This is a genomic window from Nocardia sp. NPDC051750 (assembly GCF_044453135.1).
GTDB lineage: Bacteria > Actinomycetota > Actinomycetes > Mycobacteriales > Mycobacteriaceae > Nocardia.
Genome location: NZ_JBITCK010000005.1, coordinates 1 through 23,068 on the forward strand (window position 1 = coordinate 1; position 23,068 = coordinate 23,068).

Sequence of the window (23,068 nt, forward strand, 5' to 3'; positions counted from 1 at the left end):
CACAAGCTCGATCAGCTCGCCATCGCGGTGGAGAACGCGCTGAACCGCGCGCTGGAAACCGATAAGAAGATCGGCGACGGTTTCGCCGCCTTCGCCTGAGCCGAAAGCTACACGGTACGGTCGGCACCATACATTTCAGAACCGCCGATCTGACGAGTAACGACCAGGGTGTCCGAGTGGATTCCGCTCGGACACCCTTTCATGTAGCCCGGGAAATCAGGGAAGCCGGCGGGCCGAGCGGAAATAAGCGGCGCCGTTCTGTTCGGAGAACACAGCACCCGAATCGGGCGGCGCTCCGCACTCATCTCTCCGAGGTCCGCCTGTTTCTGTCTCCCGTCCTTTCTTACGCCGGCTTCACCGTGATCCGGCCCCGGCTTCCTGCCGCCTCGGTCACCACTACCGTCACCTCGGTCACCGACCCGTCACCGTCCTGGACCGTGCACCGGGTCGCGGCTGCTACGCGAATCCGTAGCGTATTCGGGCACTGCGCCATGAAGGTTCCCCACCCGCCCTGTTCCGCCAGGATATGTTCGACCGCACGTTCCAGATCGGCCCTGCCGAAGCATTCCTCCGTAACCATCATCGAAAAGTTGCAGGCACTGAGAAACAACACACAGCCGACAGCCAGCGATAACGAAAGCGCGGCGTTTCGCACGGGATACTCCTTATCGGGGAATCTATCTCTCCCACGAGAAACCCGGAAGAGAATCCGGAACTCGGAGAGCGTTACATCCCGACAATGCTCGCCGTCACTTGCCGTCGACTTATCGACTCCTTTTGTGCCACAGCGTATTTCCACTCCAGGTGAGGAAACTGACCATCCAAGGGTGGGTGAATACAACACCTTGGGGGATTGTTTCCGAAACACCCATCGACCCATCAATCCGGGCCATTGTGGAAAAGCGCCCCTCGCATGACGAACAAGGGCCCCGGCACCGGAAATATCCGTGCCGGGGCCCTATGAGACCGCCGAGCGCCGGCACCGAGCCGGCAACAGTCGATCGCCGCGTCAGAATCCGGGCATATCCGGCATATCCACGTCGACATCGGGGGTGAGAATCCCACAGACCTTCCAGCCGCCGTCTTCCTTGACCAGGTCGTAGGTCGCGGTCGAGGTGGTCTCGTCGCCGAGCAGGTCCATGGTCATCTCCATGGTGAACGTTCCCTTATCGCTGCCCGAGGGCACATCCACGCTCTTCAGCGTCGTTTCCGGTGCTTCCACACCGGAGGGAGCACCCGTCGGCTTGACCGGGTTGTCCTGTTCGTACTGTGCGATCTCGTCCAGATCCGCCTGGCACACCATATCCTCGGGGTTACCGTCCTGGTCCACCCATGCCTGCGCCAACTCGCGCGGATCGTCGTAGCCGCCGCCGATCGCCGAGCCACCGCCGCTGAACAGGAAGAACGCGCCCACCCCGATCGCGATCAGCACGACGGCCACGCCACCGATGATGAGCGCGATCTTTCCGCCGCTCCCGCCGGACGGGCGGGGCGGCTGACCGTAACCGCCCGGCCCACCGAATTGCGGTTGCCCCGGCGGAAACGGCTGACCGTACTGGGGCTGACCGGGATACGGCTGTCCTGGGTACGGCTGACCGGGTGCGGGTTGCCCGCCCATCGACTGTCCGGGGTACGGCTGCCCCGGCACGCCGGGCTGACCAGGCTGATGCTGGTACGGATTGGGTGGTTGCGGGTGACCCATTCGGAAGTCCTGTTTCCTTGCTTTCCTGCGCGGAGCCGGATCGGCGCCGCGTCCTCATACTGATTTCCCCACGGCACCGTGGTGTTAACACTGATTCCGGCACTCACTGTACGCACGATTGAACCAGTCCGGCGGCAGCGGGATTCGAGTTCTGTCCCCAGCTCTGAGGATCGGTATCGCCGATTCCGCGCGCCCGGGTCCACCCGATCCGGAGTTACCGCAGCACCGAGGTGCCCGGGGAACTGCGGCGACCGGTCTGCACTACTCCGGGCATCGGCGATATGCTGCACTGCGCTCGGCCGGGGCTGCGCCCGGACCGCTGCCCCGGTGGACGGGGGTGGCACGCCCCCACTTGCTCCTGGCACCGCGATCGGCCGACCCCTCAGGGCCGTCGTCCAGCTTCCGTCGACCCGGGACCGCCTGCGCCGCCGACAACATCGGGACCGATGAGAAATCTCCGCGGGCCCCGTCTACTCGTGCAACACCGATAACCACGAACGGATCGCCGGACACTCGGCGGACCGGCCGGATCGCAGCCGGGCGGCTGCCGGAGAGGACATCATCATGGGAACCATCGCCGTACACGAATTCGTCTCGCTCGACGGATCCTACGAGGATCCGTCCTTCACCGTCGAGTTCGGATTCGACCCGCAGATGGGCGAGACACTCGCCGCGATCACGGGATCGGCGAAAGCGATCCTGCTCGGTCGCCACACGTTCGAGATGTTCGCGCCGGCCTGGTCCACCCGGACGGTCGAGGACGATCCCGGGGCCCCGTTCTTCAACGACACCGTCAAATACGTGGTGGGCGCGCGCGAATCGCAGGTCGAATGGGCCAACAGCACCCGGATCGGCGCCTACGACCCCGAGAAGATCCGCGCGCTGAAGGACGATATCGACGGCACCATCTACATCAGCGGCAGCGGGACCCTCGTCCGGGCCCTGCTGGCCGAGGGACTCGTCGACGATCTGCATCTGTTCGTGTATCCGATCGCGCTCGGCAAAGGCGAGAAATTGTTCGCCGACGGGGTCGATGCCACCACGCTGGCGTTGAAGGCGCACAACGTCTACGCCAACGGTGTGGTGCATCTGAACTACGGCCCCGCACAGTCCTGACACACGGCCGGTGCCGGAACCGCCCCGCGGGACCGGCACCGGCCGTGTGTCACCCATCTCGGCGACCGCCACCCACTATGTTCGACATCAGTGCCGAACATCCAGGAGGAGCCGCATGCCGGACCCGGTCCACACCACCGCCGCCGATCCGATCGCCGGACTCTCCGACGAAGAGCGCGCCCGGTTGGGTAGCGGGCGGGACTTCTGGTCCACCGAGCCGATCGGCGACATCTCCTCGATCTCCGTGTCCGACGGCCCGCACGGCCTGCGCCATCAGGACCCGGCACACAGCGGCGACGCACTGGGAATAGGGCCGAGTATCCCGGCCACCTGTTTTCCGCCGGCCGTCGGATTGAGCCAGAGCTGGGACCCCGAGATCGCCGCCCGGGTGGGCGCGGCAATCGGCCGCGAAGCGCAGGCGGCCGGGGTGCATATCGTGCTGGGCCCCGGGATCAATATCAAACGGGACCCGCGCTGTGGCCGGAACTTCGAGTACTACTCCGAGGACCCACACCTCACTGCCGCCCTGGCCACCGGCTGGGTGCGCGGGCTGCAGGGGCAGGGCGTCGGCGCCTCGCTGAAACATTTCGCGGCCAACAACGCCGAGTTCGACCGGATGCGGTCCAGTTCGGATATCGATCCGCGGCCGCTGCGCGAGATCTATCTGCGCGCCTTCCAGCGCGTGGTCACCGACGCGGCGCCGTGGACCGTGATGTGCTCGTACAACAAGATCAACGGCGTGTACGCGTCCCAGAACCGTTGGCTGCTCACCGAAGTGCTGCGCGGTGAATGGGGTTTCGACGGCGTGGTGGTCAGCGATTGGGGTGCCGTCGACGACCGGGTCGCGGCGGTCGCGGCCGGGCTGGACCTGGCGATGCCCGGGCCGGACAATGCCGGTGACCAGCGCGTCGCCGCCGCGGTGAACGAGGGTTCGCTGCCCGCGGAGACCCTGTCCGCGACGGCCGGCCGAGTGGCGGCACTGGCGGCGCGCGCCGCCGGGAACGCACGCCCGGACACCGGATGGGATCCCGATGAGCACCACTCGCTGGCCCGTACGGTGGCGGCCCGCTGCGCCGTTCTGCTGAAGAACGAACAGGGCCTGCTTCCGCTCGCGCCGAGCGGAAAGATCGCGGTGATCGGGGAATTCGCCACCGAACCGCGCTATCAGGGCGGTGGATCCTCCCACGTGAACGCAACCCGGGTCGATATCGCGCTCGACGAGATCCGGGCGCTCGCCGGATCCGCGACCGTCACCCACGCCCGGGGATTCGATACCGGTGACGACTCGGCGACGGCGCAGCTGCGCGCGCAGGCCGTCGAGACCGCCGCGGGTGCCGATATCGCGGTTCTGTTCCTGGGCCTGGCCGCCGCACAGGAGTCGGAGGGGTTCGACCGCGAACATATCGAACTGCCGAACGACCAGGTGGAGCTGCTCACCGCCGTCCGGGCGGTGCAGTCACGAGTCGTGGTGGTGCTGGCCCACGGCGGCGTCCTGCGGCTGGCTCCCCTCGTCGACGCGGCCGATGCCGTCCTCGATACCGCTCTCCTCGGGCAGGCGGCGGGTGGGGCGATCGCGGATCTCCTGTTCGGCGTCGCGGATCCGGGCGGCCGGCTCACCGAAACGGTCCCGATCCGGCTCACCGATGTGCCCGCCTACGACAATTTCCCCGGCGAGAACGGGCATGTCCGGTACGGGGAAGGGATCTTCGTCGGCTACCGCTGGTACGACCGGCGCGATATCGAGGTGACCTACCCGTTCGGCCACGGGCTGTCCTATACGACCTTCGAGTACTCCGGCGCGCGTGCGGTCGCCGAGGTGGACACCGTGACGGTCACGGTCCGGGTGACGAATACCGGGACTCGGCCGGGCCGCGATGTCGTGCAGGTCTATCGCGGCCTGGAATCCTCCGCGGTGCTGCGCGCACCCAGGGAACTGTGCGGATTCGCCACGGTCGAGTTGGAACCCGGTGCCGCGCAGGAGGTCACCGTGCCGATTCCGCGCGACGAATTCGCCTACTGGGACGACCGGGTGGGCCGCCGGGTGGTCGAGGGCGGCGAGTACACGCTGCATATCGGCGCCTCCAGCCGCGACCTGCGGGCGCAGGTGGCGGTGACGATCAGCGGTGATCCGGTCACGGTGGCACTGACCCGGGAATCGAGCCTCGCCGAGGTCCTGGCGCATCCGGTCGCGGGGCCGGAACTGGGCGAACGGCTACAGCCGCTGCTCGGGGGTTCCGGCACCGCCGCGGGCGCCGATCTGGGTATCGATATGGCCCGGATGGTCGGCTCGATACCGATCGGACGTCTCGCGCTCACCTTCGGTGGCCTCATGACCACCGATGAACTCGACGCCTTCCTCGACCGGGCCAACACCGCCGCAGCCGTCCACTGAGCCCCTGGCCGCCTCGGCACGTTCAGCTACCGGCCGGGGCACGATCCACGGCGGCCGACCCGGCGCACACGACGGAGGTGACGCCGGCACCGCGGTCGCCGGCAGTCGGCCGGGGCCGGACGCGGGGCAATGAGCCCAGGACCGCGGCCCGCGTGAGTCAGCTCAGGGCCGCGACCCGCGCCTGTGCGCGGCGGTACTCCTCGGCGAGACGATCCACCACCGCGGCGGTCGGGCGCACGTCGTCCACGGTGCCGATACCGTGGCCGGCGCCCCAGATATCGCGCCAGGCCTTCGGTTCGCCGGAGCTCAGGAACTCCAGGGATCCGGACTCGCCCGCCTGCCCGAGCGCATCGGGGTCGAGACCGGCCGCGGTGATGCTCGGGCGCAGGTAGTTACCCTTCACCCCGGTGAAATAGTCGGTGTAGACAATATCTTCGGCCCTGCCGGCGACGATCATCTTCTTGTACTCGGGTGCGGCATCGGCTTCGTCGGTGGCGATGAACAGCGAACCGATATAGGCGAAATCGGCTCCGGCGGCCAGGGCTGCCAGCACACTGTCCCCGTGCGCGATCGCACCCGACAGGGCCAGGGGGCCGTCGAACCATTCGCGGATCTCCTGGATCAGCGCGAACGGTGATACCGATCCGCCGTGGCCGCCGGCACCGGCCGCCACCGCGATCAGTCCGTCGGCACCCTTGTCGATGGCCTTGCGCGCGTGGACATTGCTGATGACGTCGTGCAGGACCACACCGCCGTACGTGTGGATACGCTCGTTCACCTCCGGTCGGGCACCGAGCGAGGTGATCACGATCGGTACCCGGAACTCCTCGAGGATCGCCAGGTCGTCGAGGAGGCGGCCGTTGGTCTTGTGCGCGATCAGATTCACCGCGTACGGGCCGGCATCGGGAGCCGCACCCAGTTCGGTGGTGATCCGGGTGAGCCACTCCCGCAGCTGGTCCGTGGTGCGCGCGTTGAGCGCGGGGAAGGATCCGATGATGCCGGCTTTCGCCTGGGCCACAACCAGCTCGGGGCCGGACACGATGAACAGTGGGGCAGCGATGACGGGCAGGCGCAGATTCGCGCGCAAGATCGCGGGGAGTCGCTCGGTCACGAGACCGACACTAACAGAGGGCATGCGCCCTCAGTTACAGCTCAGCGGGTGAGGGATGCGCCACACCGGCCGGGCGACAAGCGGTTTCCGGAGCCGGCGGACTATTTCCGCGGCAGCCCCAGCACGAGTGTCGCGATGGTGTTGAGCTGGATCTCCAGAGTTCCCCCGCCGATGACCCAGGTCGGGATATCGAGTTCGTGGTGCACCGGTTCCGAGACGGCTTCGCCGAGCGCGGCCGCCGGGCCGATGAGATTCAGCGCCGCGGCCGCGGCGTCGGTGTGCAGGACGGAGGCGGCGGCCTTGGCGATACTGGTGGCCGGTCCGACGGCCTGGCCGTCCAGCCGCCGGATCGTTTCCCGGAGATTCATCGCGGAGATCGCGGCCCCGCGCGCGCTGATCCGGCCGAGCGTGCGGACGGCGTCGTCCCGGGTCCCGGCGTACTCACCGCGCTCGATGACGCCCCGGATCCGCCCGTTGTGGCCCGGGTCCCGGACCCCGCCGATGAACAACCGTTCCTGCGCCAGCGTTTCCAGGGTCAGCGCCCACCCTTGACCGGGCTCCCCCAGCACCATCTCATCCGGTACGAACGCCTCGTCGAAGAACACCTCGTTGAATTCGGCGTCGCCGCTGGCCTGCACGATCGGGCGCACCTCGACCCCCGCGGCGTGCATGTCGACCAGGAACATGGTCAGGCCGCGGTGCCGGCCCGCATCCGGGTCGGTTCGGGCCAGCAGCAGTCCCCAGTCGGCGCGGTGCGCGAGGGTCGTCCAGATCTTCTGGCCCTGGAGCCGCCAGCCGCCGTCCACGCGGGTCGCGCGCAGGCTCAGCGAGGCGACATCGGACCCGGCTTCCGGTTCGCTGAACAGCTGGCACCAGATCTCCTCGCCCCGCAGGGCCGGACCGGCCAGCCGGGCGAGCTGGTCCGGGGTGCCGCGATGCAGCACGATCGGCACCACCCACTGCCCGATTCCCATGGACGGCCGGGCGATCGCGTGCCGGTCGTACTCGTCCTGCAGGATGAGCTGCTCCAGCGGACCGGCCTCGATCCCGTAGGGCTGGGCCATCGGCGGCGAGACCAGGCCGTTCTCGGCGAGCAGGGTGCGCCGGGGGCCGGTATTCACCGAATCGTCGTCGCCGATCTTCGACGGGTTCGCATTCTCCAATTGCGCCGCCCGGTCCAGGATCTCCGAAACCCATTCGCGGAAAGAGGTATCCGTTTCCGGCAGCGGGACAGCGAAGTTGCGTGGGCCGTGCAGGGCGGCGGCACCGACCCGCAGTTCCCACGACTCCACCGGACCGCCCAGCCCCGCCAGCGCCATCGCGCGCCGCCAGTACAGATGCAGATCGTGCTCCCAGGTGAAACCGATGGCACCGTGCAGGGCAAGGCATTCCACCGCGGCATGGACCGCATTGCCGAGTGTGGTGAGCGCGGCTCCCCCGACGGCCTGGATCCGCTGGCCGGGCTCGTCGTCGAGACCGCGGACGGCGTCCCAGGCGGCGGCCGTGGCGAGCTCACTGGTGATCAGCAGCTGAGCGGTCCGGTGCTGCACCGCCTGGAAAGCACCGACCGGCCGGCCGAACTGGACCCGCGATTTCACGTAGTCGGTGGCGGTATCGCAGCACCAGCGGATCACCCCGGCCGCCTCCACCGCGAGGAGCGCGATCGCGACGGCCGCGGCCCGGTCGGTATCCAGTGCGACCGGCCCCACGGCGGATACCTCACGGAACCGGACGAGGCCGATATCACGTCCCAGGTCGACGCCGTCTTTCGTCTCCACGTCGACGTCCGCGGCATCCCGTTCGACGAGGTACCACCGGACCTCGGCGCCGGCGGCCGCTGCCACGACGAACAGTTCGGCCGATCCGGCGCCGAGCACCAAGCCGGTTTCTCCGCTGAGCCGAGGTTCGGCGCCATCCTCACCCGTCGCAGCGACGACACCGTGCTCCGGCCCGATCACCGCACCGGTGGCACCGCCGGCGAATCGGCGCAGCGCCGGTTCGGCCGCGGCGTCCTCCGCCGATCCGCTGAGCACCGTGCTCGCGACCACCGTGGGCAGGAGCGGGCCGGGCAGCAACGCCCGGCCCGATTCGGCGAGCACGACGGCGAGATCGTCGAGGGTTCCGCCCTGGCCACCCACCGTTTCCGATAGGTGCACGCCGGTGAGGCCGAGCGCGACGAGGTCCGGCCAGAACTCCGGCCGGATGCCCTGCTTCAGGCGATCGGCGTTCTTGCGTGTGTATTCCCGGCCCGCATATCGCTCGGCGAATCCGGTGACGGTTTCGGCCAGCGCCGTCTGGTCGGCGGTCAGGGCAACAGGCACGGCTATCACTCCGGTCGAGGGTGTCGAACAACGATCCCGGCGCGTTGCGGGGATACCCAGATTAGAACACGTTCTACTCGCCGCGGGGCAAATCCGCACCATGGCGCGCGTCCCGCGACCGGTGCCCGGAACACCGTCAGATGACCGACCCCACGTCCTGCGCGATCAGCTCGTCCGGCGCCACCGCCAGCTGCAGCAGGGACGCGACGCGCGGATAGGGCACGCGGTCCATCAGCTGCCAGTCGAGTTCAGCGCAGGTACGGAGGGGTGCGGCGGGCTCAGCGAGCGTTCTCGAGCTCCGCCTTGAGCCGCTCCAGCGTCCGCCGGATATTGCCCTGCTGGAATTCGGCGAATCCGCGCTGCCCCGTGGCCACCCGGTCGAACCACAAGGTGGGAGTATCCGGCCAGCGGGCCCGATCGTCGTACCAGATCTCGGTGACCCGGGTTCCGCCGGCGACCGCGTCGAACCGGTACTCCCAGGTCGCCACGGCCACCGTCAGCATCGGCTTCCACAGCCCGAACCGGCGCACCTGGAAAACGAACCGGCTCGGCCGATCCGCCACGGTGACCGTGCATTCGGTATGCCACCGCATCGGCCCACGCCTGTTCGACCCCACGAACGTCATACCCGGATACGCGGGGCGGCCCGGTTCGGCGACCACCGCACCGGTGTTCTCCGGACTCCACCGTCCCATCTGCGTCACATCACTGACCGCGTCGTACGCGGTCTCCGGATCCGTCTCCACCACAATGGAGCCGGATACCTCCATGGTCCGGGTTGTTTTCACCACGGCTGCTCACTCCTCGCCCGGTTCTCGTTCTCGATCTCGACTATTCAGCCACACCCGGGGGGCACCGCGAGCTGTCGCGGCACGACCGCCGCCCGGGGGACCGCAACCTCACCCCTCGGGGCCGCGATCCGTTACGCCCCGGACGCGCGCTTCTCCCCCACTGGATCACCGGCATCGTCCCCGGAGCGGATCCCGTACTTCATCAGGGGCACGATGGCCGCCCGGATGAATCCCCGCGCCGCCGCCTCGTCGTCGAAATCCACGCCGGCGGTCGGCGTCAGCATCAGCGAATGAGCCATCCGGGCCACCAGTTCCGCCACCGGCCGCGGGTCGTAACGGGCCAGCACACCCTGTTCCTGCCCGGCCGCCAGCACCCCCGCGATGTATTCGATCCCCTGGGACACCATCTCCTCACCGCGGACCGTATAGAACCCCAGCGCTTCCTCCGGCGCCACCCCGAGCAACCGGGTGACCAGCGGATGCGTCCGGGTGAGCCGGAGCACGAAGAGCACGGTCTCCTCGATCTGGGCATCGACACCCTCGGTGGTGGTCGCGATCGACGTCGCCTCCCCGAGTATCCGGGCGATCTCCCGCGACAGTGCCGCCTCGATCAGCGCGTCCTTGCTGGAGAATCGGCGATAGATGGTCACCCGGTTGATCCCGCAGCGGCGGGCGATATCGTCCAGGCTGCTCCGCCGGACGCCGACCTGCAGGATCCGATTCAGGGTGGCGTCGAGGATCCGTTCGTCGACCTCGTCATAGCTACGGAACATGCAGCGGAATTATAGACCGCGTTTCATTGTGTCACCGCTCTCGCCGGTCGAGGCGTAGGCCAGCAGTGCCCGCACCGCCCGCTCCGCGCTCTGGGCGGCGCTCTCCATCGTGGCCGACCAGTCGGTACGGGTCCAATCACCGGCCAGCATCAGGTTCGGGACCGAGGTCCGCTGATCCGGGCGCAATCCGTCGGTGCCCACAACCTGCGAGAATGTTGCCTTGGGCATTTTCACGACCTGGGCGTGCACCAATTCGGCCGCCTCGGCTTCCGGATAGTAGCGACGGATCAGCGCCAGCTGCTCTTCGACGATCTCGTCGTTGCTCTTGTGGATCTGCTCGTAGGCGCCACTGGTGGTGAGACAGTAGAGCCACGCACCGTCCGGGTTCCGCCCGTGCATGCGCTGCCGGTCGAACACCTCGTCGATCACGCCGGCCCCGCCGATAATGGCCTCCATGGCCGATTTCGTCCCCAGCGGCCGGTCCAGATACAGATTGGTGCTGACGATCGGGGTGACGCCGAGTTTGTCTGCGGCGGCATAGATTTCGGCATGTTCGGGCAGATCGTCGAGCAGCCCGTGGATCCGGGAGTTGGGGACCGCGCAGACCACGGCGTCCGCCGGGATCTCCGTCCCGTCGACCAGCTGCACACCGGTCACCAGGCCGTCCGTGATCACGACCTTCCGGGCGACTGCCCGGAAGCGCACGTCCACGCCGTACTTCTCGAATGCCCGCTCGGCGCCGGTGATGTAGAGGGTGTCCAGATCGACGGTGGGATAGCCGATGGTGACACCGGTCCGGTCGCGCACACCGTGACGGATGCCGGTCGCCAGCACATCGGCGAAGACCTTCGCCGATTCGCGCTGCACCGGTTCGGCGGCGATCCCCAGAGCCAGCCAATCCCACAGTGCCTCACGCGCTTTCGCGGGCATTCCGACGCGTTCGAACCACTGTTCGGTGGTGATATCGGCCAGATCCGCGGGCTGGAACAGGGCCTGGCGGCCCAGCCGCGTGGTGGCCCGCAGCGCCCGCAGCCGGTCCAGGATTCCGGCATCGGGGTGGGCGCCCAGCAGCGTGCGAACGGCACGGAACCCCGTGGTGTGCAACAGCACCGCGCGGCCGCCGGGCCAGCGCAGCGTGCCGCCGCCCGGGAATTCCACGTATTCGCGGGTACCGACGCTCTCGAGATAGCGGAACAGGCTGCGGTAACCGCTGGCCACCACGTGCTGACCGTTGTCCGGGGTATCGCCGACCTCGGGAGCCTGCATGGCCTGGGTCCGCCCGCCGAGGCGGGCGCGGCGCTCGAGCACCGTCACCTGCTTCCCGGCCTCGGCCAGCCATACGGCCGCGGCGAGCCCGGCCAGGCCGCCCCCGATCACGACATACCGGCGGGAATCGTTCATGGTGCGCTCCAAGACGTCGTCGAACCCAGCATTGACACAATGTAACGCAATCAATACATTCGTTTCATGGGTTCCGAAAACACAGGTGCCACCGTTCCCACCCGGCATCCCGCCGGCCCGGTTGCCGTACCCGGGCTGAAACCGTTCGCCATGGCCATGGGCATCGGCGCACCCGACGCCGCCCGCTGGGACGCCATGGGCCGATCGCTGCTCGTCGGCGACGAACCGATGGACGAATTGGCCGACTGGATGATCACCACCGGGATGGGCACGACCCGGCCCCTCTTCGAACAGGCCCTGGCCCGCGGTATCGACTCCGTTGCGGACGCACCGCAACCGTTGCGCGACTTCTTCACCGCCGTGGAATCACCTCCGGCGTGGCTGGACGAAGAGCTGCTGCACCGGGGCGAACAGGTGCTGCGGCGCGGCGGCTTCGACGGCCTCTACCTGGCCCGGGATGTCTCCTTCCTCGGCGGCTATCTCGCCTCGGGTTTCAACAAGACCCTGCTGCGCACCGGCGCGCTCGAGAAAGGCCCCGCCCAGCGGTTCGCCGAAACCATGCAGTGGGCACTCGATGTCCAGAACGGGATGGAGCAGTTCGGTCCCGGCTACCGGTCCACTCTGCATGTCCGCTTCGTTCATTCGCTGGTGCGCCGCCATGTTGCCGCCATGCCGGACTGGGACGAGGAAGCCTGGGGCCTGCCGATCAACCAGACGGATATGGCCGCGACCCTGGTGGGTGCGCTCATCGCGCCGTTCATCGGCGGTCTGGCGATGGGTATCGTGCCCTCCCGGGGCGACCGGGAGGCCGCCGCCCACCTCGCCCGCTACGTGGGCTGGCTCATGGGGGTCGCGGACGAATGGCTACCCACCGGGTACCGCGACAGCGTGCGCATCCTCTACCACACGATGTCTGCCATCACCAACCCCGACGACACCACCCGCCAGCTCGCCCTGCCGATGGCGAACGACCCACTGAGCTGGAACTATCCGAACCTGCCGTGGCTGCGCGGCCGGATCGCCCGGGCTCAGCACCTGTCGATCTCCAGCATGTACCTCGGCCCCGGAGCCATGCGCAAACTCGGCCTGTGGCCGTATATGCCGCCGTGGTACCCGGCGCTCCGGTTGCCGGTGAACCTCGCCCGCAGCGCGGCCACCCGGATCAGTCCCGCGGCCCGGCGGCGCGCCGAGGAACGCGGGCAACGGGAGCAGGCGGCGTTCAAACGGCTGCTCGTCGGGTCCGGTCCCGCGGAGGTCGGCAGATCGGCACACCACCTGCAGGCCACCGCATAGCTACAGCCGCTTCCCGGTCGGCTTTCGGATCGGCAGACCGCTGCGGGACCGGTCGCCGGGACTCGGGTGGCCGGCCACCACGCGGTCGTGGAACTCGTGGCCATGGACAGGAGTGGGCCGGACGCCGAATACATCGGTCGAGGTGCGGTGACATCCCGCGGGCGCACTCCCGCGCTATCGGCGTCCTGCCCCGCGCGGATCGCCGTACCGAGGCGAAACCCGTTGTGCCGAAAGGGTCCGGCTGAGAGGATCGCTGACCGTGCGCGACTACGAAACCCTCGTCGACAAGATTCGCGGAACCCTGGTGGGTGGTGCCGTCGGCGATGCCCTCGGCTGGCGGATCGAGTTCCTGTCGCTGGCGAATATCCGGAGCCGATACGGCGCCGCCGGTGTCACCGAATTCGTGCCCGGTCCGGTACCGGGCGCGTCGCCGGAGATCACCGATGACACGCAGATGACCCTGTTCACCGCCGAGGGACTGCTGCGCTGCCCGCCCGGCGCCGATCCCGTTCCCGCGCTCCGTCGCGCTTACCTTCGCTGGCTGGCAACCCAGCGCACCGCGCATCCGCCGGCCGAGCCCGACGGATGGCTGGCCGGGCTGACCTTCCTCTACGCGGTGCGCGCGCCGGGCAATGCCTGCATGACCGGCCTGGAGCGCCAGTCCGCCGGATATGCCGCGCCGCGGCCCTTCGGCGAACCCGGACCGGTGAACGCGCATTCCAAGGGGTGCGGAACGGTTATGCGGTCGGCCCCGTTCGGCCTCACCGGCGCGGGTCCCGGCGCGGCGTTCGACCTGGCCGCCCGATGCGGGCAGTTGACCCACGGCCATCCGACCGGTTACCTGGCCGCCGGAGCTTTCGCCGCCCTCGTCGATCACCTGGTCCGGGGCAGCGCGTTTCGCCCGGCACTGGACCAGATCACGGCCCGGCTCCGCGCGGTGCCGGGCGGTGAGGAGACCGTCGCCGCACTGAACCATGCTGTCACCGTGGCCGATTCGGGTCCGGCGACCGCCGAGGGCGTCGAACAGGTCGGGCAGGGATGGGTCGCCGAGGAATGTCTCGCCATCGCCGTGTACTGCGCGTTGCACGCGGAGCGGACCGGGGATGTGCGCGGCGCGCTGTTGCTCGCGGTGAACCATTCCGGCGACTCCGACTCCACCGGAGCCGTCGCCGGCAACCTGGTCGGCGCCGGGCACGGACTGTCCGCGCTCCCCGCGGAATGGGCCGGGGCAGTGGAGGGCCGCGATGTCCTGATCCAGGTCGCGGACGACCTGGTGGTGAGCTTCCACTACGCCGACAGGTCCCGGACCGGGAACCGGTATCCGCTCGACCGCGAGATCGGATACTGATCGCACGACCAGCTTTTTCATCGAGACTTCTGCGAAAATAGCGGCACGCCCGTCGGGCAGCGATACCGTGAACCGGGCTCATCGGCGATCGATGACCACTGCCACACCGAGAAAGACAGGACATATGGAGATTCAGGGAGCACGTGCAATCGTCGTCGGAGGCGCCTCCGGTATGGGCCGGGCCAGCGCCGAACAGCTCGCTGCCCGCGGCGCGAAGGTCGTCGTCGTGGACCGGACCGCCAGTGAGGGCAGTAAGGTCGCCGCCGATCTGGGTGGTTCCTTCTTCGAAGCCGATGTCACCGACCATGCCGGCGTCGAATCGGTGCTCGCGGAGGCCGTGGAGCAACTCGGCGGGCTCGATATCGCGGTCAACACCGCCGGCGGCGGAATCGCCAAGCGCACCCTGTCGAAAACGGGACCGCACGATCTGGAGTCGTTCACCCAGATCATCAACCTCAATCTGATCGCCACCTTCAACCTCAACCGGCTGCAGGCCTGGCATATGAGCCAGGGCGAACCGAATGCGGACGGCGAGCGCGGCGTGATCGTCAACACCGCCTCCATCGCGGCCTTCGAAGGACAGATCGGGCAGGTCGCCTACACCGCCGCCAAGGCCGGGATCGCGGGAATGGCCCTGACCATGGCCCGCGATCTGGGCTCCGTCGGCGTCCGCGTTCTCGCCATCGCGCCGTCGCTGTTCGACACCGGCATCCTGGCCGGCGTTCCCGAAGAGATGGTCACCCCGCTGGTCGCGGGTAACGCGTTCCCCAAACGGATGGGACGGCCGGAGGAATACGCGAAACTGGCCTGCGCCATCGTGGACAACCCGATGCTCAACGGCCAGTGCCTGCGGCTGGACGCCGGGATGCGATTCGCCCCCAAGTGAACCCGTGAAACCGGGGACGAAACCGGCGGCGCCGCCGGTTTCGTCCCGAGGGGTGCTGCGTGCCGCCGGCCGGCACGCACCATAATGGTCTCGACGGTTCCTCGAACACCGCGGCTCATGGCCGCCCTGTCGCACCACTGGAGGTGGCCATGAGCCTGGAAACCGTACGGCCCGCGGAGTCGGTGGCCGATCGGCTCACCCTCGAACGCGTCGGGGAGTTCCGATTCCGGGGGCGCACCCACGACGGTCCCGCGCGGCGCAGTTACGGCGGCGAGGTCGCGGGCCAGGCGGTACTGGCGGCGGGACTCACGGCACCGGCGGATCGGCCGATCCATTCCGCGCAGACCTACTTCCTGCTGCCCGGCGACACCACGGTGCCCACCGAATTCGCGGTCGAAGCGGTACGGGACGGAGGCTCCTTCTCCACCCGGCGGGTCGAGGCGATCCAGAACGACCGGGTGATCTTCACGATGCTCGCGTCGTTCCATCGCGCCGAAGACGGCCTCGCCCACCAGATCGCCACCCTCGATACACCGGGGCCCGAGGAGGTTCCCGACCTCGCGGCGGTGTTCGCGGGACATCCGGCCGCCCTGCAGTGGACCACCACCTTCCTCGACGCCCTCGGTGTCGATGCCCGGTTCCCGGATCCGCTCGCCCGCGCGCAGGCGATGCGCGGTGAGGCCGGGCAGGCTCGGCAACGGGTATGGCTGCGCACGCGACAGGCGCTACCCGACGGACAGCTCGAACAGGCGGCCTGCCTGATGTATCTGAGTGATCTGCTGCTGCTCTCCGCGACCACCGGTCCACATGGTGAAGCACTGCGGGATCAGGATCTCCAGGTGGCGACGGTCAATCATTCCATCTGGTTCCACGCGCCGCTCCGGGTCGACGATTGGTTCCTGCACGACCAGTACGGCCGCTGGTCGGGTGGCGGCCGGGGCCTCGCCCACGGTGAGATCCTCGATCGCTCCGGCAGGCTGTGCGCGACCACCATGCAGGAGGGCCTGATCCGCCGGCGCTGACCCTCCCGTGCGGCCGGGCTTGGCAGCCGAACCGCCGTCGGTTCCCGAGAGCGGTGCCCCGGGCAGGTACGCCGGCGGCATACATTCCGGCCCGGCACGGTCGTCCTCGGCGCCGGTCGGCGCGGCCGAGCCGGATCGGTGCCGCTTACCGAAGGGCTACGCAGCGCCGCACTTCTGCTATCCGCTGTCGGCAGCCGATTCCGGTGACGCCGCGGTACGGCCGCGATCGGCCGGCACATCGTCACGCAGCGGCCGATCCCCTGTGCCGATGACGAATTCCACGCCGGTCAACTCCTCGGCCACCGCCCACAACCGCCGCCCGGTCCCGGGGTCCTGTGCCAGTGGCGAGACGGGTACCGGGACCGGTGGCCCCACCAGACCCCAGCGTTTCGCGGGGCCGAAGAAACCGGCGCCCGCCGCCGCGGGGTCCAGCGCGGCGCGCAGGATGGACAGCGCCCCCTGCTCGGGGGTCTGGGTGACCAGGCGGGCCAGGGTCATCACCACATCGCTGTAGGCGATCCGGGTGAGCAGGCTCTGGTCCCGCAGGATCGTCGACCGCACACCGCCGGGATGTGCGCCCACCGACATCGCCCGCGCGCCGGCCGCGCCCAGCCGGCGCTGCAGTTCGACCATGAACGTCGCGGAAGCCATTTTCGACCGCGAATAGGTGATCAGGCGGCCGAAGCTGTGCTCGGACTGCAGATCGTCGAAATCCAGTGCCGCATTGCGCTTACCGTGGCTGAGACTGCCGACGCTGACCACCCGCCCGGCCGGCGCGGCGGTGAGCAGATCGATCAACCGCGCGGTCAGCGCGAAATGTCCCAGGAAGTTGATCCCGAAATCGCTTTCGAACCCGTCGACCGTGAGAGTGCGGGTACCGGCCACGACACCCGCGTTGTTGACGAGCAGGTCGATCGCGGGCAGTTCGGCGTGCAACCGGCGTGCGCAGTCGGCAATGGAGGTCAGGCTTCCGATGTCGATATGGGTTGTGCGGATATCCGCGTCCGGAACCGAATCCTCGATATCCTGCTTCGCCCGCGTGGCCGCGGTGTCGTTGCGGCAGGCCAGGACGACTGTCGCGCCGCGGCGGGCCAGGCCGCGGGCGACTTCCAGCCCGATACCGGTGTTGGATCCGGTCACCACGGCGGTGCGGCCGGACTGATCGGGTGCCTCTGCCAGGGTCCACAGTTCGTTCGAAGAGCTCACGGCATCTATCCAGTTCCAGCGGGGTTCACGCCACCCTCGGTCGAGGTCCGTCACACGCCGACGGGCAGCCGGTCCAGCCGAAGTATAAGACAATTCTCTTGAAGCGAGAATATGATTTCCGTCGATTGTCCGGCAGCCTCCGCCGGTGCCCCGTGGCCTATCGTGTGCCCGGGCCCTGTACCGGACCACGACCTTTCCGGCCGACCCCACCCAGGATCAAGCGCTCCTCGACGCTGCTCGGCGGCTGCACCGGCCCCGACGGCCACCAGTCGTCCAGCGGGCCCACGCCCGGCTCGACCAATTCCAAACCGGTGAAATACGAGGTGATCTCCTCCCGGCTGCGGAACCACCCCGACCCCAGCCCTTTCTGCACGAAGCGCCGTTCCATCTCCCGAGCGAGCTCGTGGCCGTCCGAATCCGCACCCGGATCCCAGAAATGCGTGAGCCCCACGTACGACCCGGGGCTCACTGCGTCCACGCACCGGGTCACGATTCCCGCGGGATCCGCCGCGTCCGGGATGTGATGCAGCACCGCACCCAAGATGACAGCGACCGGACGCTCACGATCCAGATACCGCCACACCGCCGAATCCTCCGCCAGCAGAGCGGGATCGGTGAGGTCGCCGGAAAGGTAGATGGTGTCCTCGTTCGTTTCCAGCAGAACCCGGCCGTGTGCACTGCACATCGGGTCGTTGTCGAGGTAGACGACCCGCGCCCACGGATTCACCAGCTGAGCGATTTCATGCGTATTGCCCACCGTGGGCAACCCGGCACCGGCATCCAGGAATTGCTGAACACCCACGACTCCGGCCAGATATCGGGCCACGCGGCGCACCCAGGCCCGGTTCCGGCGCGAGACCCGGCACAATCCGGGCGCTATCTCCAGTACTGCCTCGAGCGCCTGACGATCGGCCTCGAAATTGTCCTTACCCCCGAGACTGGCGTCGTGGACGCGGGCGATGCTCGCCCGCGAAGTATCGACCCCCGCCGGGGGGCGACCGGGGTCCGGCGAGTTGAACGGCGAATCTGGCATCGATGTCTCTCTGTCCGGTCAGGTGCGGCTCGATATCGACAGGTGGCGCTCGACTGATGTGACGGCGGTCCCCCCGCGAATTCATCGCTGCCCGCGAGAATCTGTCGAAAATTCTTGGTACCGGCCGTATTCGCCCTGGTCGCCCGGAAGAATTCACTGGCCACACCCCGCCGGAACGATCATGATGGTGGCACCCCGGCCGGGCCCGCGTACTCGCCGGCCGGGACGGGGAATCAGGAGGACCGGACGATGGCGGATACACATCGGTTGCTGCTGGAGGGCATCGTCGGCTCGACGGCCTACGGTCTGGCCGGTCCGACCAGCGATATCGACTACGCCGGAATCTATGTGGAGCCGACCCGCAACCTGCTGGGCCTGCACCCGCCCACGCGGGAGACCCGGCAGGGACGCGACGGCGCGGACGCGACCTACCATGAGATCGGCAAGGCCATGCGGCTCATGCTGTCGTGCAATCCCACCGCGACCGAGATCCTGTGGCTCGACGACTACCTCGTGGAGACCGCCTTCGGCCGCGAAATGATCGAACTCCGAAGCTGTTTCCTGTCCGCGAAGCGGGTGCGTGACGCGTTCTTCGGCTACGCCACGAGTCAGTTCCGGCGGCTGGCCGCCGGCGGATCACCGGACGTCCCGGCCGCCCGCCGGGCCAAACAGGCCCGCCACACCCTCCGGCTGCTCTGGCAGGGTTACGAGCTCTACACCACCGGCCGGCTGCCGATCCGGGTGCCCGACCCGGAGCGTTACCACGCCCTGGGCGCCTCGGTCCAGGGCGATCCGGGCGCGGCGGCGGTGAGCCGGTTGATGGCCGAATACGAAACGCGCTTCGACAGCGCGGTCACGGTACTACCGGCGGAGCCGGACGAAGCGCCGCTGGACGACCTCTTGCAGCGAGTGCGCCGAGCCCATCTCGATTCTCGGGAAGCCGACGCCGGGCGGGCAACGGCGATCTAGAGTATTCCTACGACTCGCGCGCACCAGCCTGTCCCTTTTTTGCGCGCGCACCATGGAATCACCGAGCTCGGAGTCGCTCATGAGCCCTCTCGACAGCGCGCCCGCCGCATCGCGCCGCTACCACCGGCTCGATATCTCGCAACCTGCCTTCTGGACCCGGGATTTCCGGTCCCGCGACGAGGTATTCGCCGAGTTGCGGGCCGAACCCGGACTCACCTGGCACGCCCCGCCGCCCGCCGTCTTCCCGCACGACGAACCCGGTTATTGGGCGGTGACCCGGCACCACGATATCGCCCATATCAGCCGCCATCCCGAACTGTTCACCTCGACGCTCGGGATCAGCATGGATCCGATGCCCATCGAAGTGCAGCGGCCGACCACATTCTTTCTCACCATGGATCCGCCGCAGCACACCCGCTATCGGCGGCTGATCAGTTCGGCCTTCACCCCGAAGCAGGTGCGCCGCATCGAATCCCAGATCCGGGCGAATGCGGCCGGGATCGTCGACGAGTTTCTGGTGGAGTTGTCGTCGGGGGAACCGGTCGATCTCGTCGACAGCCTCTCGCGCAAACTTCCCATGCGCACGATTTCGGACATGATCGGTATCGACCCCGCCGATCAGGACGCGGTGGCGTACGCGGCCGAGGCGATGTTCGGTTCCAGCGATGAGGAATACGCCGGTCTCGAGGAACGCGCGGCGTTCTTCATGACGCAATTCGGGATCCTGCACCGGGCCGGCACCGATCTGGCCCGCCGGCGCCGCGACGACCCCCGCGACGATCTCATGTCCGCCATCGTGGCCGCCGAAGTGGACGGTCATCGGCTCACCGACGAGGAAGTCGGCGCGTTCATGGTGCTGCTCGCCTCGGCCGGGAACGACACCACCAAACAGACCACCTCTCATGCGTTCAAAGCCTTGGTGGAGCGTCCGGCGCAGCGCGAATGGCTGCTCGAGGACTTCGACGCCCGGATCGGCGGGGCGGTCGAGGAGTTCGTCCGGTGGGCCACACCGGTGATCCATTTCGCCCGGCACGCCGTAACCGATACCGAAGTGGCCGGGACCTGGATACGGGCGGGCGAAAAGCTGGTGCTGTTCTACTGTTCGGCCAATCGGGACGAGACCGCGCTCGACGATCCACAGATCTTCGATATCACCCGCACCCAGAATCCGCATTCCGGATTCGGCGGTGGCGGCGCCCATTTCTGTCTGGGATCCTGGCTGGCCAGGATGCAGTTGCGCCTGCTGTTCGGAGAACTGCTGCACCGGGTGCCGGAGGTGGTGCTCGGCGAGCCGGAGTACGTGCACAGCGATTTCGTGCACGGAATCAAACGGATGCCGGTACGCCTGGCCTGACCGGGCTCAGGTCTCCGCCGCCGCTCCGGCCGGCTCGTCGAACGATCGAACACGAATCGCAGTGCCGCACGCGCGCACGCGCAAGGGTTACCTGCGGCGATGACGGCGGCAGCCGACCGCTTCGGACGGGCCGGCGCCGATCGGTCGGCGGTGCGGAGCCCCGGCTATTACGCTGATGCCGTTGTCTCCCCCCTTGACGAAAGGACAACCGATGAAGACCCAGTTGAACTGCCCGTGCGGCGAACACATCACCGGCAGCACCGAGGACGAGCTCGTCGATGCCGTGCGCAAGCACCTGACCGAGAACCACCCCGGTCACGACTACACCCGGGACCAGATCCTTTTCATGGCCTACTGACGACGCCAGTGATGCCGGTACCGGCCGCGATGCGCGGCCGGACACGGCCCGCCATCGGCCGGTCGTGCCCATCCGGTGAACCGCGCGACGAGAACGCCGGGCGCACCGTGGTATATGGATCCGGACGGTACGGCCCGCCCGGAAGGATACCCATGGACGACCACACACTCGCCGCGACACTGGCGGAAGAAGCCGGTGAGCTTCTCCTGTCCATCCGGGAACTCGGCGGCCGGGCCGGTGACCAGCAGTCGAACCAGCTGCTGCTCGGCCGATTGGCCCAGGAGCGGCCGGCGGACGCGGTCCTGTCGGAGGAATCGCCCGATGATCCGGCCCGGATCGTCCGGTCGCGGGTGTGGATCATCGATCCGCTCGACGGGACCCGCGAATACGGTGAACCCGGGCGCCCGGACTGGGCGGTGCACGTGGCCCTCGCGGTCGACGGCGAACCCGTGGCCGGGGCCGTCGCCCTACCCGCCGCCGGGCTGGTTCTGCACACCGGCCGCCCGCCCGTGCTCACCGCGGCACCACCGCCGGGCACCGTGCGAATCGCGCTGTCGCGTACGCGCCCCTCCCCCGAGGTCCGGCAACTGGTGACCCGATTGTCCGCGACCGAGGTGCCGATGGGTTCGGCCGGGGCCAAGGCGATGGCCGTGGTCCGTGGCGACGCCGATATCTATGCGCATTCGGGGGGGCAGTACGAGTGGGATTCCTGCGCTCCGGTCGCCGTCGCCGCCGCGAGCGGACTGCACGTCTCGCGCCTGGACGGTTCGCCGTTGCGGTACAACCGTCCCGATCCGTATCTCCCCGACCTGCTGATATGCCGACCCGAACTGGCCGAACTAGCGCTCAAAGCACTGTCCGAGTAGTCCGGCGCAGCGGGCAGCCACCGTGCGCGCCGGCGGATGATGCTCACACCGATACCCGTCCGGTGCCCGGGCGTGCGTTCCCGGTGGTGCGAACCACCGGTCGCCTCCCCGCCGGCCGGCGCGGTCACCTCCCCGATGCTCCTCCGTGCGCGCCGCGCACCACTGGGCCCACAATGGTCGAACGTTTCCGAAACGAAGGAGTTTGAACAAGTGAGCGGTCGACTATCCGGCAAAGTAGCTTTCGTCACCGGCGCGGCGCGCGGCCAGGGTCGCGCGCACGCGCTGCGACTGGCTGCGGAGGGCGCCGACATCATCGCGGTCGACCTGTGTGCGCCGTTGCCGTCCGCGGTGCCCTACGACTCCGCAACTCCGGAGGATCTCGACGAGACCGTGCGTCTCGTGGAGGGCACGGGCGGCAAGATCTACGCCGCCGTCGCCGATACCCGCGATCTCCCGGCGTTGCGGGCCGCTGTCGACGAAGGGGTCGCCAGGTTCGGCCGGCTCGACGTCATCGTCGCCAACGCCGGGATCTGTATCCCCGAACCGTGGGACACCATCACCCCGGAATCGTTCCAGGCAGTGCTCGACACCAATGTCACCGGCACCTGGAACACGGTGATCGCGGGCGCGCACCGGATCATCGAGGGCGAGCGGGGCGGTTCGATCATCCTGATCAGCTCGGCCTCGGGGGTGTCCATGCAACCGTTCATGGTCCACTACACCGCCAGCAAACACGCTGTGACAGGGATGGCCCGGGCGCTGGCCGCCGAGCTCGGCAAACATTCCATCCGGGTCAACAGTGTGGCGCCGGGCCCGGTCGCCACGCCGATGGGTTCGGGCGATATGGTCGGCGCCCTCACCCGCGCCGCCGAGACCAACGGCCTGCTGGCGAATATGAACACCCCACTGCTGCCGGAAGGGATCGCGATGCCGGAGGACATCTCGGACGCGGTGTGCTGGCTGGCCGGTGACGAGTCCCGGTTCGTGACCGCCAGCAGTATCTCGGTCGACCTGGGTTCGGCCCAGTACTGATACCGGCCGGGGGGGGGGCGGCCCCCCCCGGGGGGGGGGGCGCCCCCCCCCGGGGGGGCGCCCGCCCCCCCCCCCCCCACCACGGGTACAAAAT

The 23,068-nt window shown here is 68.4% G+C and carries 20 protein-coding genes; 11 read left to right on the top strand and 9 right to left on the bottom strand.

Annotated features, from left to right (window positions below):
- Positions 1-343: 343 nt before the first annotated feature.
- Both ACIA75_RS21785 and ACIA75_RS21790 read right to left on the bottom strand, forming a co-directional pair.
- A complete protein-coding gene (locus tag ACIA75_RS21785) occupies positions 344-655 on the bottom strand; it encodes a DUF4333 domain-containing protein (RefSeq protein ID WP_397106760.1) in 312 nt (103 codons plus the stop codon).
- A gap of 354 nt (positions 656-1,009) precedes the next feature.
- Positions 1,010-1,702 (bottom strand): hypothetical protein, encoded by a 693-nt coding sequence (locus ACIA75_RS21790; protein ID WP_397106762.1) that lies wholly within the window; start codon positions 1,700-1,702, stop codon positions 1,010-1,012.
- Positions 1,703-2,266: 564 nt separating this feature from the next.
- Here ACIA75_RS21790 and ACIA75_RS21795 point away from each other — a divergent pair.
- Together ACIA75_RS21795 and ACIA75_RS21800 are read left to right on the top strand one after the other, a co-directional pair.
- Positions 2,267-2,818 carry a dihydrofolate reductase family protein gene (locus tag ACIA75_RS21795; RefSeq protein WP_397106764.1) on the top strand — a complete coding sequence of 184 codons (552 nt, stop codon included), beginning with the start codon at positions 2,267-2,269 and terminating at the stop codon, positions 2,816-2,818.
- Between the two features lie 115 nt (positions 2,819-2,933).
- On the top strand, positions 2,934-5,210 hold the full coding sequence (locus tag ACIA75_RS21800; protein ID WP_397106766.1) for a glycoside hydrolase family 3 C-terminal domain-containing protein: 2,277 nt from the start codon (positions 2,934-2,936) through the stop codon (positions 5,208-5,210).
- A gap of 157 nt (positions 5,211-5,367) precedes the next feature.
- On the opposite strand, the gene ACIA75_RS21805 is transcribed toward ACIA75_RS21800, so the two are convergent.
- The 5 genes from ACIA75_RS21805 to hpnE form a co-directional block, all read right to left on the bottom strand.
- On the bottom strand, positions 5,368-6,321 hold the full coding sequence (locus ACIA75_RS21805; RefSeq protein ID WP_397106768.1) for an NAD(P)H-dependent flavin oxidoreductase: 954 nt from the start codon (positions 6,319-6,321) through the stop codon (positions 5,368-5,370).
- A gap of 101 nt (positions 6,322-6,422) precedes the next feature.
- The gene (locus tag ACIA75_RS21810) at positions 6,423-8,642 is read right to left on the bottom strand and encodes an acyl-CoA dehydrogenase family protein (RefSeq protein ID WP_397106770.1); all 2,220 of its coding nucleotides are present in this window, start codon (positions 8,640-8,642) and stop codon (positions 6,423-6,425) included.
- 278 nt (positions 8,643-8,920) lie between these two features.
- Complete coding sequence (locus ACIA75_RS21815; protein ID WP_397106772.1) at positions 8,921-9,433, bottom strand: SRPBCC family protein; 513 nt, start codon at positions 9,431-9,433, stop codon at positions 8,921-8,923.
- A 131-nt stretch (positions 9,434-9,564) separates the two neighbouring features.
- On the bottom strand, positions 9,565-10,206 hold the full coding sequence (locus tag ACIA75_RS21820; protein WP_397106774.1) for a TetR/AcrR family transcriptional regulator: 642 nt from the start codon (positions 10,204-10,206) through the stop codon (positions 9,565-9,567).
- 9 nt (positions 10,207-10,215) lie between these two features.
- Positions 10,216-11,607, bottom strand: coding sequence for a hydroxysqualene dehydroxylase HpnE (hpnE, locus tag ACIA75_RS21825; RefSeq protein WP_397106776.1), 1,392 nt, complete (start codon positions 11,605-11,607; stop codon positions 10,216-10,218).
- Positions 11,608-11,673: 66 nt separating this feature from the next.
- Here hpnE and ACIA75_RS21830 point away from each other — a divergent pair, with 66 nt between their 5' ends.
- The 4 genes from ACIA75_RS21830 (at position 11,674) to ACIA75_RS21845 (ending at position 16,156) form a co-directional block, all read left to right on the top strand.
- A complete protein-coding gene (locus ACIA75_RS21830) occupies positions 11,674-12,900 on the top strand; it encodes an oxygenase MpaB family protein (protein ID WP_397106778.1) in 1,227 nt (408 codons plus the stop codon).
- Positions 12,901-13,159: 259 nt separating this feature from the next.
- Positions 13,160-14,248: an ADP-ribosylglycohydrolase family protein gene (locus ACIA75_RS21835; protein WP_397106780.1), complete on the top strand. Its 1,089-nt coding sequence runs from the start codon at positions 13,160-13,162 to the stop codon at positions 14,246-14,248.
- 124 nt (positions 14,249-14,372) lie between these two features.
- Positions 14,373-15,134, top strand: a complete 762-nt coding sequence (locus ACIA75_RS21840; RefSeq protein ID WP_397106782.1) for an SDR family NAD(P)-dependent oxidoreductase — start codon at positions 14,373-14,375, stop codon at positions 15,132-15,134.
- Between the two features lie 149 nt (positions 15,135-15,283).
- Positions 15,284-16,156, top strand: coding sequence for an acyl-CoA thioesterase (locus ACIA75_RS21845; RefSeq protein WP_397106784.1), 873 nt, complete (start codon positions 15,284-15,286; stop codon positions 16,154-16,156).
- Between the two features lie 177 nt (positions 16,157-16,333).
- On the opposite strand, the gene ACIA75_RS21850 is transcribed toward ACIA75_RS21845, so the two are convergent.
- Positions 16,334-17,362 (bottom strand): oxidoreductase, encoded by a 1,029-nt coding sequence (locus ACIA75_RS21850; protein ID WP_397106786.1) that lies wholly within the window; start codon positions 17,360-17,362, stop codon positions 16,334-16,336.
- A gap of 157 nt (positions 17,363-17,519) precedes the next feature.
- Entirely contained in the window at positions 17,520-18,395 is an 876-nt protein-coding gene (locus ACIA75_RS21855) for an SAM-dependent methyltransferase (protein WP_397106788.1), read from the bottom strand.
- Between the two features lie 249 nt (positions 18,396-18,644).
- Between ACIA75_RS21855 and ACIA75_RS21860 the strand changes: the two genes are divergently transcribed.
- From ACIA75_RS21860 to ACIA75_RS21880, 5 genes are all read left to right on the top strand, one after another.
- Positions 18,645-19,364, top strand: a complete 720-nt coding sequence (locus ACIA75_RS21860) for a DNA polymerase beta superfamily protein (RefSeq protein ID WP_397106790.1) — start codon at positions 18,645-18,647, stop codon at positions 19,362-19,364.
- A gap of 79 nt (positions 19,365-19,443) precedes the next feature.
- Positions 19,444-20,718, top strand: a complete 1,275-nt coding sequence (locus ACIA75_RS21865; RefSeq protein ID WP_397106792.1) for a cytochrome P450 — start codon at positions 19,444-19,446, stop codon at positions 20,716-20,718.
- Positions 20,719-20,929: 211 nt separating this feature from the next.
- Entirely contained in the window at positions 20,930-21,076 is a 147-nt protein-coding gene (locus ACIA75_RS21870) for a DUF1059 domain-containing protein (protein ID WP_397106794.1), read from the top strand.
- 152 nt (positions 21,077-21,228) lie between these two features.
- The gene (locus tag ACIA75_RS21875; protein WP_397106796.1) at positions 21,229-21,942 is read left to right on the top strand and encodes a 3'(2'),5'-bisphosphate nucleotidase CysQ; all 714 of its coding nucleotides are present in this window, start codon (positions 21,229-21,231) and stop codon (positions 21,940-21,942) included.
- A 210-nt stretch (positions 21,943-22,152) separates the two neighbouring features.
- Positions 22,153-22,974, top strand: coding sequence for a mycofactocin-coupled SDR family oxidoreductase (locus ACIA75_RS21880; RefSeq protein WP_397106799.1), 822 nt, complete (start codon positions 22,153-22,155; stop codon positions 22,972-22,974).
- The last annotated feature ends 94 nt before the right edge of the window (positions 22,975-23,068 follow it).

Coding starts and splice junctions, on each gene's coding strand:
- ACIA75_RS21845 (WP_397106784.1), top strand. CDS start 15,284: ATGAGCCTGGAAACCGTACGGCCCGCGGAGTCGGTGGCCGATCGGCTC.
- ACIA75_RS21840 (WP_397106782.1), top strand. CDS start 14,373: ATGGAGATTCAGGGAGCACGTGCAATCGTCGTCGGAGGCGCCTCCGGT.
- ACIA75_RS21865 (WP_397106792.1), top strand. CDS start 19,444: ATGAGCCCTCTCGACAGCGCGCCCGCCGCATCGCGCCGCTACCACCGG.
- ACIA75_RS21860 (WP_397106790.1), top strand. CDS start 18,645: ATGGCGGATACACATCGGTTGCTGCTGGAGGGCATCGTCGGCTCGACG.
- ACIA75_RS21800 (WP_397106766.1), top strand. CDS start 2,934: ATGCCGGACCCGGTCCACACCACCGCCGCCGATCCGATCGCCGGACTC.
- ACIA75_RS21875 (WP_397106796.1), top strand. CDS start 21,229: ATGGACGACCACACACTCGCCGCGACACTGGCGGAAGAAGCCGGTGAG.
- ACIA75_RS21870 (WP_397106794.1), top strand. CDS start 20,930: ATGAAGACCCAGTTGAACTGCCCGTGCGGCGAACACATCACCGGCAGC.
- ACIA75_RS21820 (WP_397106774.1), bottom strand. CDS start 10,206: ATGTTCCGTAGCTATGACGAGGTCGACGAACGGATCCTCGACGCCACC.
- hpnE (WP_397106776.1), bottom strand. CDS start 11,607: ATGAACGATTCCCGCCGGTATGTCGTGATCGGGGGCGGCCTGGCCGGG.
- ACIA75_RS21795 (WP_397106764.1), top strand. CDS start 2,267: ATGGGAACCATCGCCGTACACGAATTCGTCTCGCTCGACGGATCCTAC.
- ACIA75_RS21790 (WP_397106762.1), bottom strand. CDS start 1,702: ATGGGTCACCCGCAACCACCCAATCCGTACCAGCATCAGCCTGGTCAG.
- ACIA75_RS21830 (WP_397106778.1), top strand. CDS start 11,674: ATGGGTTCCGAAAACACAGGTGCCACCGTTCCCACCCGGCATCCCGCC.
- ACIA75_RS21855 (WP_397106788.1), bottom strand. CDS start 18,395: ATGCCAGATTCGCCGTTCAACTCGCCGGACCCCGGTCGCCCCCCGGCG.